The sequence below is a fragment of the Isoptericola sediminis genome, assembly GCF_013085345.1.
Lineage (GTDB): Bacteria > Actinomycetota > Actinomycetes > Actinomycetales > Cellulomonadaceae > Isoptericola > Isoptericola sediminis.
The window spans coordinates 116,302-132,330 of the sequence record NZ_JABFAJ010000021.1 but is presented as its reverse complement, the minus strand read 5'-3'; the positions used below and the strand labels follow the sequence as shown (position 1 = coordinate 132,330).

Here is a 16,029-nt window from a genome sequence, read left to right as displayed (position 1 = left end):
ACCGCTCCTGAGGACTACGTCAGCGGCATGCCGACGTACTGGGTCTCCTGGTACTCGGCGATGCCCTCGAAGCCGCCCTCGCGCCCGATCCCGGACTGCTTCATGCCGCCGAAGGGTGCCGCGGCGTTGGAGATGACCCCGGCGTTGAGCCCGAGCAGACCGAACTCCAGGCGCTCGGCGAACCGCAGACCCCGGGGGACGTCGCGGGTGAACACGTAGGACGCCAGCCCGTACTCGGTCGAGTTCGCGAGCGCGACGGCCTCGTCCTCGCTGGAGAACGTCGCCACGGGGGCGACCGGCCCGAAGATCTCCTCGCGCATGCAGCGCGCGTCCGGCGGCACGTCGCGCAGCAGGGTCGGGGAGAAGAAGTGCCCGGTGCCGTCCGGGCGGTCACCGCCGACGACGAGCGTCGCGCCGCGCTCGACGGCGTCGTCGACGAACGCCTGGACGGAGTCGACCGCCGACGGCTCGATGAGCGGACCGAGGGTCACGCCGTCGTCCAGCCCGTTGCCGACGACGACGTCGCGCAGCTTCTGCGCGAGCCGGTCGACGAACGCGTCGGCGACGTCCTCGTGGACGTACATCCGGTTGGCGGCCGTGCAGGCCTCGCCGCCGTTGCGGAGCTTGGCGGCCAGCGCCCCGTCGACGGCGGCATCGAGGTCGGCGTCCTCGAAGACGACCAGCGGGGCGTTGCCGCCCAGCTCCATCGACGTGCGCAGCACGTTCGTCGCGGCATCGCGCAGGAGCGACTGCCCGACGGCGGTGGAGCCGGTGAAGGACAGCTTGCGCAGGCGCGGGTCGGCCAGGATCGGTTCGCTCACCGTGGAGGCCGACCGCGAGGGCACGACGTTCAGCACGCCGTCCGGCACCCCGGCCTCCACCATCAGCCGGGCGAACAGCATCGAGGTCAGCGGGGTGAGCCGGGCCGGCTTGAGGATCGTCGTGCACCCGGCGGCCAGCGCCGGGGCCACCTTGCGGGTCGCCATCGCCAGGGGGAAGTTCCACGGCGTGATGAGGAACGACGGGCCCACGGGGCGACGCTGCACGAACATGCGCAGGCTGCCCTCGGGGGTGTGCGTGTACCGGCCGACGTCCTGGGTGGCCTGCTCGGCGAACCAGCGGACGAACTCGCCGCCGTAGGTCACCTCGCCGCGGGACTCGGCCAGCGGCTTGCCCATCTCGAGCGTCATGACCGTGGCCAGGGTCTCGGCGTGCTCCTGCACGAGGTCGAAGCCCCGGCGCAGGATCTCGGCACGTTCCCGCGCCGACGTCGCGCCCCAGGAGTCCTGCGCCGCCGCCGCGGCGTCCATGGCGGCCCGCGCGTCGTCCGCGGTCGCGGAGGCGACCCGGACGAGCTCGGTCTCGGTGGCGGGGTTCTCCACGGCGAACGTGCCGCCGTCCGATGCGTCGCGCCACTCGCCGCCGATCAGCAGACCGGTCGGGACGGCGTCCAGGGCCTCCGGGACCAGGTCCCGGGTGCTGGGCGTGCTGCTGGTGCTCATGGTCACTCACCTTCCTCGGGGGACGTGCGATGGTCGGCCCGGCGCGCGACGAGTCGGCGCGCACCCTGGGCGACGAGGGTGACGTCGGCGCCCACGGCGACGAACGCCGCCCCGGCCTCGACGTAGCGGTCGGCCATGGCCGGGTCGAACGCGTTGACCGCCACGGGGGTGCCGGCGCGGTGCCCGGCCTCGATCGCGGCGTGCACGGCGGCCACGACCTCCGGATGGTCCTGCTGGCCCAGGTGTCCCAGGGACGCCGCGAGGTCCGCGGGACCCACCAGCACGGCGCCCACGCCGTCGACGGCGGCGATCGCCTCGGCCGCCTCGACACCCGCGCGGGTCTCCAGCTGGACGACGAGGGTGATCCCGTCGTCAGCACCGTCCAGGTAGCCGGGGACGCCGTTCCAGCGCGAGGAGCGGGCCAGGGCGCTGCCGACGCCGCGGATGCCCGCGGGCGGGTAGCGCACCGCGCGGACGGCCTCGGCGGCTTCGGCGGGGGAGTCCACCATCGGCACCAGCAGGTTGGTGGCACCCAGGTCGAGGACCTGCTTGATGCGCACGGGGTCCCCGGACGGCACCCGGACGAGCGTGGCCACCGGGTAGGCCGCGGTCGCCTGGAGCTGGCCGAGGACCGTCGTCAGGTCGTTGGGCCCGTGCTCGCCGTCGACGAGGACGACGTCCAGGCCGCTGCCGGCGAGGATCTCCGCGGCGAGCGGGCTGCCGAGGGACGACCAGGCCCCGACCAGGGCTCGGCCCTCGGAGGCGGCGGCGTCCAGGAGGTCGGCCAGGGAGGGGTCGGTGCTCAGACGAAGCGGCATGTCACGGCTCCCAGCTCGGCGTAGTCGGCGTGCACGGTGTCACCGGGGTGCACCCAGGTCGGTCGGGTGAAGGACCCGGCCAGGACGGTCTCGCCCGCGGCCAGGAAGTCGCCGTGAGCCGCCAGCTTGTCGGCCAGCCAGGCGACGCCGGCCGCGGGATGGCCGAGCACGCCCGCCGCGACGCCGGTCTCCTCGATCGTCTCGTTGCGGTACAGCAGCGCCGGGACCCACCGCAGGTCGACGTCGTCGGGTCGCACGGGCCGCCCGCCCAGGACCATCGCGCCCATCGCGGCGTTGTCGCTGATGGTGTCGACGATGGTGCGCCCCGGCATCTCGACGCGGGCGTCGAGGATCTCCAGCGCGGGGACGACGCGTTCGGTCGCGCGCAGCACGTCCGTGACCGTGACGCCGGGTCCCTGCAGCGCCTCGCCGAGCACGAACGCCAGCTCGACCTCGACCCGGACGTTGGACCAGGCGGCATGCTCCACCACGCCGCCCGACTCGAGCACCATGTCGTCGAAGATCACCCCGTAGTCCGGTTCGGTGATCCCGGTGGCCGCCTGCATGGCCTTCGACGTCAGGCCGATCTTGTGCCCCACGACGCGTCGGCCCGCGGCCTCACCGCGCTCGCGCCACGTGCGCTGCACGGCGTAGGCGTCGGCGACGGTCATCCCGGCGTGCCGCGCGGTCAGCAGCGGGACGGGGGTCCGGGTGCGCTCGGCCTCGGCGAGCTCGTCCGCGATCGCCCTCACCGTGCGGTCGTCGAGCGTCCGCTCGCCGTCGGGAGAGCTGCTCACAGCGTCGCCCCGAGCTTGAACCCGTGCTCCGTGTCGCCCTTGCGGGTGTAGGAGAAGCCGTCGGCGCCGATGGTGACCTCCATCTCGCTGTCGTCGGTCCGTGACGTGAGGGGCTGCAGCTCGCCGTCGAGGTCGAGCACGCGGGAGGCGTCCGTGTACCAGCTCGGCACCACGGGGTTGCCCCACCAGTCGCGGCGCTGGTTGTCGTGCACGTCCCAGGTGACCACGGGGTTGTCCGGGTCGCCCGTCCAGTAGTCCTGGGTGTAGATCTCCACGCGGTGGCCGTCGGGGTCGCGCAGGTACAGGTAGAACGCGTTGGAGACGCCGTGGCGGCCCGGCCCGCGCTCGATGCTGTCCGTCATCCGCAGCGCACCGAGCTTGTCGCAGATCGCCAGGATGTTGTGCTTCTCGTGGGTCGCGAACGCGACGTGGTGCATGCGCGGTCCGTCGCCGCCGGTCATCGCCGTGTCGTGGACGGTCGGCTTGCGGCGCATCCATGCCGCGTAGGTGGTGCCGGCCTCGTCCTGGATGTCCTCGGTGACGCGGAACCCGAGGTTCTCCATGTACGCCACGGCCCGCGGGACGTCCGGCGTGACCTGGTTGAAGTGGTCGATGCGCACCAGCGCGCCCGGGGTGTGCCGGTCGTAGGCCCAGGCGAGCCGCTCGACGTGGTCGACCTCGTGGAAGAACTCGTAGGGGAAGCCCAGCGGGTCCGTCACGCGCACGGAGTCGCCGACGCCCTTGACCCACCCGTCGGTCCGGCGCTCGACCCGGCAGCCGAGCTCGGTGTAGAACGCGACGGCCCGGTCGAGGTCCTCGGGTGTGCGCACGCGGTAGCTGAACGCCGCCACGGCGGCCACCGGCCCGCGCCGGAGCACGAGGTTGTGGTGGATGAACTCCTCGAGGCTGCGCAGGTAGACGGTGTCCTCGTCCTCCTCGGTCACGACGAGGTCCAGCACGTCGACGTAGAACCGGCGGCTGGCCTCGAGGTCGGTGACCACGAGCTCCATCGAGGCGGCGCGCACGACGTCCGGCGGCGGGCTGGACGGGGTGGGCACCGGGTCCGTCGTGCGGATCGGGGACTCGTCGGTGACGACGGGTTCGGGGGTGTTCGGGTCGAGAGTGCTCATGCGGGGCGTCCTTGCCTGGTGCGGGAGTGTCAGTTCTTGCCGAAGGTCGGGTTGTGGACCGCGCCGAGCGTGATGTGCACGGCCTGCTGGTCGGTGTAGAAGTCGATCGAGCGGTAGCCGCCCTCGTGCCCCAGACCGGAGGCCTTCACGCCGCCGAACGGGGTACGCAGGTCGCGCACGTTGTTCGAGTTGAGCCAGACCATCCCGGCCTCGATCGACTGGGAGACGTTGTGGGCTCGCTTGAGGTCGTTCGTCCACACGTACGCGGCCAGGCCGTAGCGGACGGCGTTGGCGAGCTCGACGGCCTCGGCCTCGGTGTCGAACGGCGTGATCGCCACGACGGGTCCGAAGATCTCCTCCTGGAAGATGCGTGCGTCGGGTGCCACGTCGGCGAACACCGTCGGTGCGACGAAGTTGCCGGTCGGGAAGCCCTCGGGACGGCCGCCACCGGCGACCAGGCGGCCCTCGGACCGGCCGAGCTCGACGTAGCCCATGACCTTCTCGAAGTGCTCGGGGTGCACCAGTGCGCCGACCTCGGTGTCGGGGTCGTGCGGGTGGCCCACCACGACGCGCCGTGCCTGCGCCGCGTAACGCTCGACGAACTCGTCGTACACGGACCGCTCGACGAGGATCCGCGACCCCGCGGTGCAGCGCTCGCCGTTGAGGGAGAAGACGCCGAAGATCGTCGCGTCGATCGCGGCGTCGAGGTCGGCGTCCGCGAACACGACCGCGGGCGACTTGCCGCCGAGCTCCATCGAGAGGCCCTTGAGGTGCGGGGCGGCGTTGGCGAAGATCACCTCGCCGGTGCCGGACTCGCCGGTGAAGGAGATCAGGGGGACGTCCGGGTGCTTGACCAGCGCGTCACCGGCCTCCTCGCCCAGGCCGTTGACCAGGTTGAACACACCGGCGGGCACTCCTGCCTCGGCGAATATCCCGGCCCACAGGGACGCGGACAACGGGGTGAACTCGGCCGGCTTGAGGACCACCGTGTTGCCCGTGGCGAGCGCCGGGGCCAGCTTCCACGACTCCAGCATGAACGGGGTGTTCCAGGGCGTGATCAGCCCGGCCACCCCGATCGGCTTGCGGTTGACGTAGTTGATCTGGCGTCCGGGCACCTTGAAGGTGTCGTCGCTCTGCGCCACGACCAGGTCGGCGAAGAACCGGAAGTTCTCCGCCGCGCGACGCGCCTGCCCGAGAGCCTGCGTGATCGGCAGGCCGGAGTCGAAGGACTCCAGCTCGGCGAGCCGGGCGTCACGGGACTCCACCAGGTCGGCGATGCGGTGCAGCACGCGGGAGCGTTCGCGCGGCAGCATGCGCGGCCACGGGCCGTCGACGAACGCGCGCCGGGCGGCGGCGACGGCGGCGTCGACGTCGGCCTGCTGCCCGGCGGCCGCGGTGAGGTAGGTCTGGTTGGTCACCGGGTCCAGGACCTCGAACGTCTCGCCACCGATCGAGTCGACCTCGTGGCCGTCGATGTAGTGGCGGATCCGGTCCGGGAGCCCGTCGGGGCGGTGCGGTGCGTCGGTGGCGGGAGCGGTCATCGGTCCTCCTGGTGGTGCGGTCGGTGGGCCGCCTGGTAGGCGAGCACCGCGTCGAGGGTGGCGGTGCGGTGACGGCGTGCGGTGAGCTCGAGCTCGGTGGCCTCGACCCGGCCCGCCTGCAGGTCCTCGACGAGGTCGAGGATCCGGTCGTGCTCGGCGACCGACTCGTGCGCCCGGCCGGGCACGAACCCGAACGACGAGTCGCGCAGGACCTTCATGCGGCGCCAGCCGCGGTGGACGAGGTCGAGGACGTGCGGGTTGGGGCACGGCTCGAACAGCACGGCGTGGAACTCGAGGTTGAGCTCGGTGACACGGTGGGGGTCGAAGTCGGCCAGGCTCTGGCGCATCCGGGCGTTGACCTGACGGGCGGCCCGGAGCTGGTCGGCCGTCAGCAGCGGAGCGGACAGCGCGGTCGCGAATCCTTCCACGAGCGCGAGGGTCTGCATGGTGTGCTGGTACTCGGCCTCCTGGACGAGCGCCACCTGAGCGCCCACGTTGCGCTCGTAGGTGACGAGCCCCTCGGCCTCGAGCCGCCGGACCGCCTCGCGGACGGGGACGACGGAGACGTCGAGCTCACCGGCGATCTGGGAGAGCACCAGCCGGAAGCCGGGTCCGAGCGTCCCGTCCTCGATCCGGTCGCGCAGGTAGGTGTACGCGCGCTGCGACTTGCTCACGCCGCCCGCGGAGAGGCGCGCGTCGTCGGCGGTGGGGGTGCTCACCGGTCGCCCTCCCGCTCGGCCTCGTAGCGCGCGCGCCAGTGCGCGTCCATGGGGAACAGGCCGTCGACCGGTGCTCCCTCGGCCACCTGGCGTGCCACGAAGGCGTCGGCGGCCTCGGCCTCCTCGGCCTCGGCGAGGACCTCCTCGACCAGCGCCGCCGGGATGACCAGGGCGCCGTCCCGGTCGCCGACGACGACGTCACCCGGCTGGACGGCGGCGCCGCCGCAGGCGACGGTGACGTCGGTCTCCCAGGGCACGTGGCGGCGGCCGAGCACCGACGGGTGGGGGCCGGCGGAGAAGACGGGCAGGCCGATCTCGGCGACCGCCTCGGCGTCGCGCACACCGCCGTCGGTGACCACGGCGGCCGCGCCGCGCACTTTCGCGCGCAGGGCCAGCACGTCGCCCACGGTCCCGGTGCCACGCTCGCCCCGGGCCTCGACGACGAGCACCTCACCGGGGCCGACGGTGTCGAAGGCGCGCTTCTGGGCGTTGTAGCCGCCGCCGTGCGCGGCGAACAGGTCTGGTCGGAACGGCACCAGCCGCAGCGTGCGGGCGGGACCGACGAACCGGTCACCGGGGCGCAGCCCGTGCACGCCCTCGAGGAAGACGTCGGTGTGGCCGCGCCGGCGCAGCGCGGCGGAGAGGGTGGCCACCGCCACCGTGGCGAACCGGGCCCGCTGGTCCTCGGTCAGCACCGGCGCCGGGGTCACGCCGGACGACGTCGGCGGCTCGGTGCCCCAGGCCTCGGCACGCTGCGTCGCGTCGACCGCCGGCTGGGAGCCGAAGTCTCCGAAGGGTGTCGTGCCCGCGGTCACGCGGGTGACCAGACGTCCGCTGGTGGGTGCGCCGGGGGAGCCGGGGGCGTCCACCTCGACCTCGACGGTCTGGCCCGGCTCGACGACGGAGGAGCCGGCAGGCGTCCCGGTGAGGACGACGTCGCCGGGCTCGAGCGTGAAGTGCTGGGACAGGTCGGCGACCAGGCGCCCGACGTCGAACAGCAGGGTCGCCGTGGAGTCCTCCTGGACGAGCTCGCCGTCGACCCAGGTGCGCACGCGCAGGCCCGCAGGATCGACCTCGGCGGCGGGGATCCAGCGCGGACCGAGCGGGGTGAAGCCCTCACCACCCTTGGAGCGCAGGTTGGAGCCCTTGTCCGCGCTGCGCAGGTCGTACAGACCGAAGTCGTTCGCGGCCGTGACGGCGGCGACGTGCGACCAGCCGTCGGCCGGGTCGACCCAGCGCGCCGGGGTGCCGATCACCACGGCCACCTCGCCCTCGAAGGCGAGCAGCTCGGTGCCGGCCGGACGTTCGACCGTGGCGTCGCTCGGCGCGAGCGAGGAGACCGGCTTGAGGAAGTAGGACGGCTGGCTCGGCGTCCGTCCGCGCTGTGCCGCGCGCGACGGGTAGTTGAGGTGGACGGCGATGATCTTGCCGGGCGCGAGGCCGTCGGGCAGCAGCGTCCGTGCCGCGGCTGACGGGCCGGCCGAGGTGTCGTCGTCGGTGACCACAGGAACCCCCTTGTCGTGTCGTATCACTCATCGTATACGATGCGGGCCTCGAGCGGAATCGACAGAGGAGTCCCCGCATGACCGTGAGCACCGTCGCCACGACCCCGACAGATCGGCGCGAGCTGCGCCGGGTCGCCTTCGCGACCGTCATCGGTACCACCATCGAGTGGTACGACTTCTTCCTGTACGCCAGCGCCGCGGGCCTGGTGTTCAGCGCACTGTTCTTCGAACCGGCCGGCTCCGCGGTCGGCACCCTGCTGGCCTTCGCGACCGTCGGCATCAGCTTCCTGTTCCGGCCGCTGGGGGCATTCCTCGCCGGTCACTTCGGCGACAAGATCGGTCGCAAGGCCGTGCTCGTCGTGACGTTGATGCTGATGGGGGGCGCCACGACGCTGATCGGGCTGCTGCCGACCTATCAGCAGATCGGCATCCTGGCCCCGATCCTGCTGGTGCTCCTGCGCATCCTGCAGGGCCTGTCCACCGGCGGCGAGTGGGGCGGCGCCGTCCTCATGGCCGTCGAGCACGCGCCGGACGGCCGGCGCGGCCGCATGGGCGCCTTCCCCCAGATCGGCGTCCCCATCGGTCTGCTGCTCGCCTCCGGTGTGCTCGCGCTCATGACCGGCGTCGTCTCGCCCGGCGACGCGTTCGTCGAGTGGGGCTGGCGGATCCCGTTCCTGCTCAGCGTCGTGCTGATCGTGGTCGGCATCGTGGTGCGGCGCACGGTCGAGGAGAGCCCGGTGTTCGTCGAGATCGCCGAGAAGAAGTCCGCCGCGCGCACGCCGGTCACCACCCTGTTCCGTCAGCACTGGCTGCTCGTGCTGCTCGCCGCCCTGACCTTCGCGGGCAACAACGCCGCGGGGTACATGACCACCGGCGGCTACCTGCAGAACTACGCCACGACCCCGCTGGACGAGGGGGGTCTGGTCGGGATGGACCGCACGCCGGTGCTCCTGGCGGTGGCCGGCGCGTCCGTCGTCTGGCTGGTGTGCACCTACGCGGCCGGTGTCGTCTCCGACCGCATCGGGCGACGCAACACCTACATCATCGGCTGGCTCGCGTTCCTCGGCACCGTGTTCCTGCTGTTCCCGCTGGTGAACACTGGGGACCCGTGGCTGCTGTTCCTGGGCGTCTCGCTGTTCGCGGTGGGCAACGGCTTCACCTACGGCCAGCAGGCGGCCTACTTCGCGGAGCTCTTCCCGGCCTCGATCCGCTACTCCGGGGTGTCCATCACCTACGCGATCGGTGCGATCCTCGGCGGCGCGTTCGCCCCGACGATCGCCGCCTGGCTCGTGCAGACCACCGGTAGCGCCACCTCCGTCGCGTTCTACATCGCGGGGATGATGGTGGTCGCCTTCGCCGCCACCCTGCTCCTTCGCGACCGCACCGGCATCCCGCTCGGACCGGAGCACGAGGCCGAGCAGGTCGCCAGCCCCGTGTACGGGCTGCCCCGCGCCTGAGGACCGGCAGGACGGCGCCGGTGCGCCCGGCGCCGTCCTGCCGATGATGTGTTGGATGATCGAACCCCGGCGAGGCCGCCGGGACATCGAGGACGATGAGGAGCACCCGTGCAGTTCCACCACCACGGCTACGTGTCCGGCGACCCGCGGGTCCTGCCCGCCGCCGGGACGGGCCTCGACCGGCCCGCCGAGCTGCCCGACGAGGTCGACGTCCTCGTCGTCGGCTCCGGCCCGGCGGGCATGCTGCTCGCCGCGCAGATGTCGCAGTACCCCGAGGTCACGACGCGCGTCATCGAGCGGCGGGCGGGACGGCTCGTGCTCGGCCAGGCCGACGGCATCCAGCCGCGCAGCGTCGAGACGTTCCAGGCCTTCGGGTTCGCCGAGCAGATCACCGCCGAGGCCTACAACATCGGCTGGATGAACTTCTGGGGTCCCGACCCCGACGACCCGGGACGCATCGTGCGCACGTCGCGCACGGAGGACTACGGGCTGAAGATCAGCGAGTTCCCGCACCTCATCGTCAACCAGGCGCGCGTCCTCGACTACTTCGCGCAGGCGGCCGCGAACGGCCCCGCCCGGATCGCGCCCGACTACGGCGTCGAGTTCCTCGGGCTCACCGTGCACGAGGGGCCCGACGCCGGCCCGTATCCCGTCGAGGTGCGTGTCCGGGAGGCGGCCGGCGAGCTGCCGGGCCGGGAGCGCACGATCCGCGCGAAGTACGTCGCCGGGTGCGACGGCGCCCGCAGCGCCGTGCGCGAGGCGATCGGCCGCCGCCACGTCGGCGAGTTCGCGGCGCACGCCTGGGGCGTGATGGACGTGCTGGTGAACACCGACTTCCCCGACTGGCGCATCAAGTGCGCGATCAACTCCGAGGCCGGGAACATCCTCCACATCCCGCGCGAGGGGGGATACCTCAGCCGCATGTACGTCGACCTCGGCGAGGTGCCCGAGAACGACCACCACGAGGTGCGCAGGACGCCGATCGAGGAGATCATTCGGCGCGCCAACGAGATCCTCACGCCCTACACGCTCGACGTGGTGGACGTCGCCTGGCACAGCGTCTACGAGGTCGGGCACCGCGTGACCGACCGGTTCGACGACGTCCCCGAAGGCTCGGGACGCACCCCGCGCGTGTTCCTCACCGGGGACGCCTGCCACACGCACAGCGCGAAGGCGGGGCAGGGGATGAACGTCTCGATGCAGGACGGGCTGAACCTCGGCTGGAAGCTCGGCTCCGTGCTCACGGGGCTCAGCCCTGAGTCGCTGCTCGCCACCTACTCGTCCGAGCGGCAGCCGGTGGCCCAGGAGCTCATCGACTTCGACCGGGAGTGGTCCAGCCTCATGGCGCGCAAGCCGGAGGAGATCTCCGACCCGACCGAGCTCGCCCAGCACTACCTCGCGACCTCCGAGTTCCCCTCGGGGTTCATGACCCGGTACGCGCCGTCGATGATCGTCGGCGAGCCGAGCCACCAGGAGCTGGCCGCCGGGTTCCCGATCGGCAAGCGGTTCAAGTCCGCCGAGGTCACCAGGGTCGCCGACGGCAACGCTGTCCACCTGGGTCATCACGCCCGGGCGGACGGCCGCTGGCGCCTCTACGCGTTCGCCGACGCCCCTCTCGCCGGCGAGGACTCCGCGCTCGCCGCGTGGGCGGCGTGGGTCGGCTCGGCGGAGTCCCCCGTGGCGAGGCACACCCCGGCCGGGGCCGACGTCGACGCCGTCTTCGACGTCAAGGTGGTCTACCAGCAGGCCTTCCAGGAGGTGGACCTCGCCGGTGTCCCCGGGGTGTTCCGCCCGCGGACCGGTCCGCTCGGACTCATCGACTGGGAGAAGGTGTTCGCGGCCGGACCCACCGTGTGGACCGGCGTCGACATCTTCGCCGAGCGGGAGCTGTCGCGCGACGGCGTGGTCGTCGTCGTGCGCCCTGACCAGTACGTGGCGCACGTGCTCCCGCTGACGGCCACCGACGAGCTGGCCGCGTTCCTGGACGGGGCGTTCGGGAGCTGACACGGACGGCGGGGCCGCCGGTGGCGGCCCCGCCGTCGTGGGGGAGGGGTTCGCGCTGCGTTCGCGCGGCGCCGGTGTCGCCGCGGTCTCAGCGCCGGTTCACGCGCAGGATCTCCTCCTGGTACGGCGCGACGACGGTGGGGGAGACGCGGCAGTCCAGCAGGAGGAAGCGGCGCTCGTCCACGGGCTCGTCCCGCCACGTGGCGAGGCGGTCGAGGTCCGCGAGTGAGCGCACGACGACGCCCTCGGCGCCGACGGCGCTCGCCAGCGCCGCGAAGTCGGTCTCCGGGATGCGCATCGGACCCTCGGCGAGCCCCTGGCGCCCGTACACGTGCACCTCGGCCCCGTAGACGGTGTCGTTCCACACGACGGCCACGCCGCGGCCGCCCGCGGTGCGCACCGCGGTCTCGAGGTCGGCCAGGGCCATCAGCCCGCCGCCGTCACCGGTGGTGAGCACCACGGCCGACTCCGGGCGGGCCGCCGCGGCCCCCGGCACGCTGGCCAGGCCGAGCCCGATGGACTGGTACGCGGTGCCGACCATGATCATGCGGTCGGGGGAGGTGACCGGCCAGTACATGTTGGCCCAGCCGATGAAGTGGCCGCCGTCGGAGACGACGACCCGGTCCTGCGGCAGCAGGTGCGCGAGCCGGTGGGCCACCGAGCGGGGGTCGAGGCGTCCGTCCTCCGCGAGGCCGTCGGCCGGCCCGGTCTCGTACTGCCGCGCGGGGGCGGCGTCCACGGACTCACGCCAGCCGGACGGCGTCGCGCCGAGCGCGGCGAGCTCGTCCACCAGCGCACGGGCCACCAGGGCCGCGTCACCGCGGATGAAACCGCCCACGTGCCGGTGGGTGGCGGCCTCGGCGGTGTCCACCTGGACCACCCGCGTGCCCGGGGCGAACAGCTCGCCGAACCTCATCGTGAACTGGTTGAGGGACGCGCCGAACACGACGACGACGTCCGCCTCGTGGGCGAGCTTCATCGCGCCGTCGGCCCCGAACCCTCCGGCCACGCCGAGGTCGTGGCGCGCGTCGGGGAAGATGCTGCGCCCCAGGGCGGTGGTCATCGTCAGCGCCCCGGTGGCGTCCGCGAGCTCGCCGAGCGGTTCGCCCGCCTGCGCGAGCCACGCCCCGCGGCCGGCGAGCAGCAGCGGCCGCTCGGCGTCCACGAGGGCCTGGGCGAGGTGGGAGATCGCCGCCCGGTCGAACGGGCCGTCCGGAGCGGCCGGCTGCGGCAGCACGGGCTGCGGGGCCTCCGGCACGGGCCCGGCCTCGCGCGCCGCCACGTCGTAGGGGACGGCCAGCACCACCGGGACGCGATAGGTGAGGGAGTGCTCGATCGCGATCACCGTGGTCGCGGCGGCGTCGGTGCGCCCGACGGTGTAGGTCCGTGCGCCGACGGCCGCCGCCAGGGCGATCTGGTCCACGTCCCACGGCCGCGGGCCTGACGTCGGCTCGTCCCCGGCGAGCAGCACGAGCGGGACGCGGGCCTGCGCCGCCTCGGCCAGGGCCGTCAGCGTGTTCGTGAACCCGGCCCCGTAGGTGACCGTCGCGGCGGCGATCCGGCCGGACGCGCGGTAGTGGGCGTCCGCGGCCACGACGGCACCGGCCTCGTGGCGCACCGCGGTGAACCGGCAGGAGGTGTCCTTCTCGAGCGCGTCGAGGAACCAGGCGTTGCCGTTGCCCATGACGCCGAAGACGTGGTCGACGTGCTGGGCGAGGGTGCGCGCCACGTGGGCAGAGACATGGGTGTGCGAGGTGGGCACGAGAAACTCCGGGTCAGTGACGGATGAGGGTTGCAGTCCGTATGTGCCCGGGTCGTGCCCGTCGTCGGGCCGCCCGTGCGCCCCTTTTTCGAGCGCAGGCGATCTGTCCACCTTGACCCGGTCGAGTCTAACGGCTCGCCGGACCGTCGGCCACGACCGGGCGCCTCGTCGCCGACGCCCGCCGTGGGCCCGGGCGTCAGATCGAGGCGGACCAGCGGCGTTCGACGACGTCGCGCACCCCGGTCGCCAGCGACCGTTCCGTCCCGTCGGGGCCGAGCCCGGAGGACGACAGGAACCGTTCCCGGCCCTCGTCGCCGTCGAGGACCCAGGTGACGACCTCGCTCTCGCCGTCGGTGCGCAGCCGGTCCACGGCGGCGGCCAGCAGCCGTGAGCCGTGCCCGCTGCGCCGTGCGTGCGGGACGACCTCCAGGGACATCACCTGTCCGGGGGCCACCGCGGCGAAGCCGACGACGACCGGGCCGTCCAGCGCGACGAGGACCCCGAACCCCGGCCCGGGCGGCCGGCGGATGGCGTCGGCCCAGCGCTCGGTCATGGCCGCGGTGTCGAGGGCGTCGACCGCGCCCCCCAGCACGTCGGCGTGCGTGGTGCGCCAGGCCTCGACCTGGATGCGGGTCACGGCCTCCTCGTCGCCGGCGACGGCGGGCCGCACCGAGACGTCGGCGGTCTCCTGGAACAGTGCCATCGCTCCACCCTAGTGCGGCTTCAGCCCCACCCGAGCGCTCGCAGCCCGGCCGCGGTGGCGGCGGCGAGCACGATCACCAGGACGAAGGGCGCGCGCAGGGCGAGGGCGACCGCCGCCACGGCCAGCGCCGGCAGGCGGGCGTCGACGACGAGCGCCGTGCCGTCGGCGAACGTCTGCACGACGACGAGCGCCACCAGCAGCGCCACGGTCACCAGCACCGAGGTGCGCTGCACCCGGTCGGTGGCGAGCCAGTGCTGCGGCACGTAGTGGCCGGCGAGCTTGAGGCCGAGGCTGACCACCGAGGCGACGATCACGGTCAGCCAGACGGCGGCGGGGGTCACCGGTCACCTCCCGTCCGGGTCCCCGGTGCGGGGGAGAGCAGACCGACGACGACGGCGGCCGCCGCGGCCGCCAGCACCGGGACGCCGGCGGGCGCGACCGGGACCAGCGCGGCCGCGACCAGGACGGCGAGCCCGGCCACGAGACGACCGCTCCGGGTGGCGAGCCGCGGCCAGACCAGCGCCAGGAAGGCCGCCCCCGCCGCCGCGTCCAGGCCCCACGCCCGGGGGTCGCCGAGGGCGTCGCCGGCCAGCGCCCCGAGCAGGGTGCAGGCGTTCCACAGCACGAAGACGCCCAGGCCGGTCGCCCAGAACCCTGCCCGCACGGCCCGCGGGTCGCGCTGCGCCACGGCCACGGCGGTGGACTCGTCGATCGTCAGGTGGGCGGCGGCCCACCGGCGCCAGCCGCGCAGGCCGAGCAGCGGGGAGACCACGGCCCCGTACAACGTGTTGCGGACGCCGAGCAGGCTCGACGTGGTCACCGCCGCCAGCGGTGTGCCGCCGGCGGCCACGACCCCGATCAGGGCGAACTGCGAGCCGCCGGAGAAGAGCAGCAGGCTGAGCACGGCGGTCTGGGCGACGGAGAGTCCGGCCACGACGGCCAGCGCGCCGAAGGAGATGCCGTACAGGCCCGTGGCGACGGCCACGCCGGCACCCTGGCGCACGGCGGCCGAGACCGCGGGGGAGCGGGGGCGGGACACCGGGTCATCGAACCACGCTCCCGCCCCACCGGTCGCGCCCGGCGCGGCGCGACGATCCGTGGACACCGGCGTCGCATCGGGGCCCTCGACAGGTACGGTGTTCCCATGACACTGCCCGGCACCCCCGAGCGCCCGTTCGGCGCGGTCCTGACCGCGATGGTCACGCCCATGACGGCGACCGGGGAGATCGATCTCGAGGCCGCGGCTCGTCTCGCGACGCGGCTGGTGGACGCGGGGAACGACGGCCTCGTCCTGTCCGGGACGACGGGCGAGGCGCCCGTGACCCACGCCCCCGAGAAGGCGGCGCTGGTGCGCGCCGTCGTGGACGCCGTCGGCGACCGCGCGACGATCCTGTCCGGTGCCGGCTCGAACGACACCGCGCACGCGGTCCGGATGGCCGAGCAGGCCGCCGAGGCCGGTGCCGACGGGCTGCTCGTCGTGTCGCCCTACTACTCGCGGCCCACGCAGGAAGGGCTGTACCAGCACTTCGCGACCGTGGCCGGTTCCACCGACCTGCCGGTGATGCTCTACGACATCCCCGGTCGCGCCGGCGTGCGGATCGCCCCGGCGACCTACGAGCGGATCGCCGCCCACCCGCAGGTCGTGGCGACCAAGGACGCCACCGGCGACGTCGGGTCCGTGCCCGCGCTGCAGAAGCTCACCGGGCTCGCCTGGTACTCCGGCGACGACGGGCTGCTGCTGCCCTTCCTCGCCCACGGTGCGGCCGGGATCGTCTCGGTGTCCGCCCACCTCGTCGGCGACCGCTTCGCGGAGGTCGTGCGACGCTTCACCGACGGTGACCACGTCGGGGCCCTCGAGGTCTTCAGCACGACGCTGCCCGTCCTGGCCGCCATGAACGGCGCCGGTGCGCAGGCCGTCATGGTCAAGGCCGCCCTGGAGCTCCTCGGTGTCCACCACAACCGCGAGCTGCGCCTGCCGAACGTCGCCGCCACGGACGACGACGTCATCGCGCTGCGCGCCTCCCTCATCGCCGGCGGGATCCTCGAACCCGCCACCACCCACTAACGACACGACACAGGCCAGGAGGCCCC

General features: G+C 73.4%; 14 protein-coding genes. 3 read left to right on the top strand and 11 right to left on the bottom strand.

Annotation, left to right across the window (positions count from 1 at the left end):
- Positions 1-14: 14 nt before the first annotated feature.
- The 7 genes from HLI28_RS12015 to HLI28_RS11985 are packed head-to-tail and all read right to left on the bottom strand — an operon-like array spanning position 15 to position 7,958.
- Entirely contained in the window at positions 15-1,502 is a 1,488-nt protein-coding gene (locus HLI28_RS12015) for an NAD-dependent succinate-semialdehyde dehydrogenase (protein ID WP_171247797.1), read from the bottom strand.
- A 2-nt stretch (positions 1,503-1,504) separates the two neighbouring features.
- Positions 1,505-2,320: an aldolase/citrate lyase family protein gene (locus HLI28_RS12010; protein WP_171247796.1), complete on the bottom strand. Its 816-nt coding sequence runs from the start codon at positions 2,318-2,320 to the stop codon at positions 1,505-1,507.
- On the bottom strand, positions 2,305-3,117 hold the full coding sequence (gene hpaH, locus HLI28_RS12005) for a 2-oxo-hept-4-ene-1,7-dioate hydratase (RefSeq protein ID WP_171247795.1): 813 nt from the start codon (positions 3,115-3,117) through the stop codon (positions 2,305-2,307). Before hpaH ends, HLI28_RS12010 begins: the two co-directional genes overlap by 16 nt.
- Positions 3,114-4,247 carry a 3,4-dihydroxyphenylacetate 2,3-dioxygenase gene (gene hpaD, locus HLI28_RS12000; protein WP_171247794.1) on the bottom strand — a complete coding sequence of 378 codons (1,134 nt, stop codon included), beginning with the start codon at positions 4,245-4,247 and terminating at the stop codon, positions 3,114-3,116. The genes hpaH and hpaD overlap by 4 nt, the downstream gene beginning before the upstream one ends.
- A 29-nt stretch (positions 4,248-4,276) precedes the next feature.
- Entirely contained in the window at positions 4,277-5,788 is a 1,512-nt protein-coding gene (gene hpaE, locus HLI28_RS11995; protein ID WP_171247793.1) for a 5-carboxymethyl-2-hydroxymuconate semialdehyde dehydrogenase, read from the bottom strand.
- Positions 5,785-6,507, bottom strand: a complete 723-nt coding sequence (locus HLI28_RS11990) for a GntR family transcriptional regulator (RefSeq protein WP_343035813.1) — start codon at positions 6,505-6,507, stop codon at positions 5,785-5,787. The genes hpaE and HLI28_RS11990 overlap by 4 nt, the downstream gene beginning before the upstream one ends.
- Entirely contained in the window at positions 6,504-7,958 is a 1,455-nt protein-coding gene (locus HLI28_RS11985; protein ID WP_171247809.1) for a fumarylacetoacetate hydrolase family protein, read from the bottom strand. Before HLI28_RS11985 ends, HLI28_RS11990 begins: the two co-directional genes overlap by 4 nt.
- A 131-nt stretch (positions 7,959-8,089) precedes the next feature.
- Here HLI28_RS11985 and HLI28_RS11980 point away from each other — a divergent pair, with 131 nt between their 5' ends.
- The gene (locus HLI28_RS11980; RefSeq protein ID WP_171247792.1) at positions 8,090-9,469 is read left to right on the top strand and encodes an MFS transporter; all 1,380 of its coding nucleotides are present in this window, start codon (positions 8,090-8,092) and stop codon (positions 9,467-9,469) included.
- Positions 9,470-9,577: 108 nt separating this feature from the next.
- Positions 9,578-11,473, top strand: coding sequence for an FAD-dependent monooxygenase (locus HLI28_RS11975; protein ID WP_171247791.1), 1,896 nt, complete (start codon positions 9,578-9,580; stop codon positions 11,471-11,473).
- Between the two features lie 88 nt (positions 11,474-11,561).
- Here HLI28_RS11975 and HLI28_RS11970 read toward each other — a convergent pair whose 3' ends face one another.
- The 4 genes from HLI28_RS11970 to HLI28_RS11955 form a co-directional block, all read right to left on the bottom strand.
- Positions 11,562-13,235 (bottom strand): thiamine pyrophosphate-binding protein, encoded by a 1,674-nt coding sequence (locus HLI28_RS11970; protein WP_343035812.1) that lies wholly within the window; start codon positions 13,233-13,235, stop codon positions 11,562-11,564.
- Positions 13,236-13,431: 196 nt separating this feature from the next.
- Positions 13,432-13,938: a GNAT family N-acetyltransferase gene (locus HLI28_RS11965; protein WP_171247790.1), complete on the bottom strand. Its 507-nt coding sequence runs from the start codon at positions 13,936-13,938 to the stop codon at positions 13,432-13,434.
- A 20-nt stretch (positions 13,939-13,958) separates the two neighbouring features.
- Positions 13,959-14,279 (bottom strand): AzlD domain-containing protein, encoded by a 321-nt coding sequence (locus tag HLI28_RS11960; protein WP_171247789.1) that lies wholly within the window; start codon positions 14,277-14,279, stop codon positions 13,959-13,961.
- Positions 14,276-14,977, bottom strand: coding sequence for an AzlC family ABC transporter permease (locus HLI28_RS11955; protein WP_171247788.1), 702 nt, complete (start codon positions 14,975-14,977; stop codon positions 14,276-14,278). The genes HLI28_RS11960 and HLI28_RS11955 overlap by 4 nt, the downstream gene beginning before the upstream one ends.
- Positions 14,978-15,082: 105 nt before the next feature.
- On the opposite strand from HLI28_RS11955, the gene dapA reads away from it, so the two are divergent.
- Complete coding sequence (dapA, locus tag HLI28_RS11950; RefSeq protein WP_171247787.1) at positions 15,083-16,003, top strand: 4-hydroxy-tetrahydrodipicolinate synthase; 921 nt, start codon at positions 15,083-15,085, stop codon at positions 16,001-16,003.
- Positions 16,004-16,029: the final 26 nt, after the last annotated feature.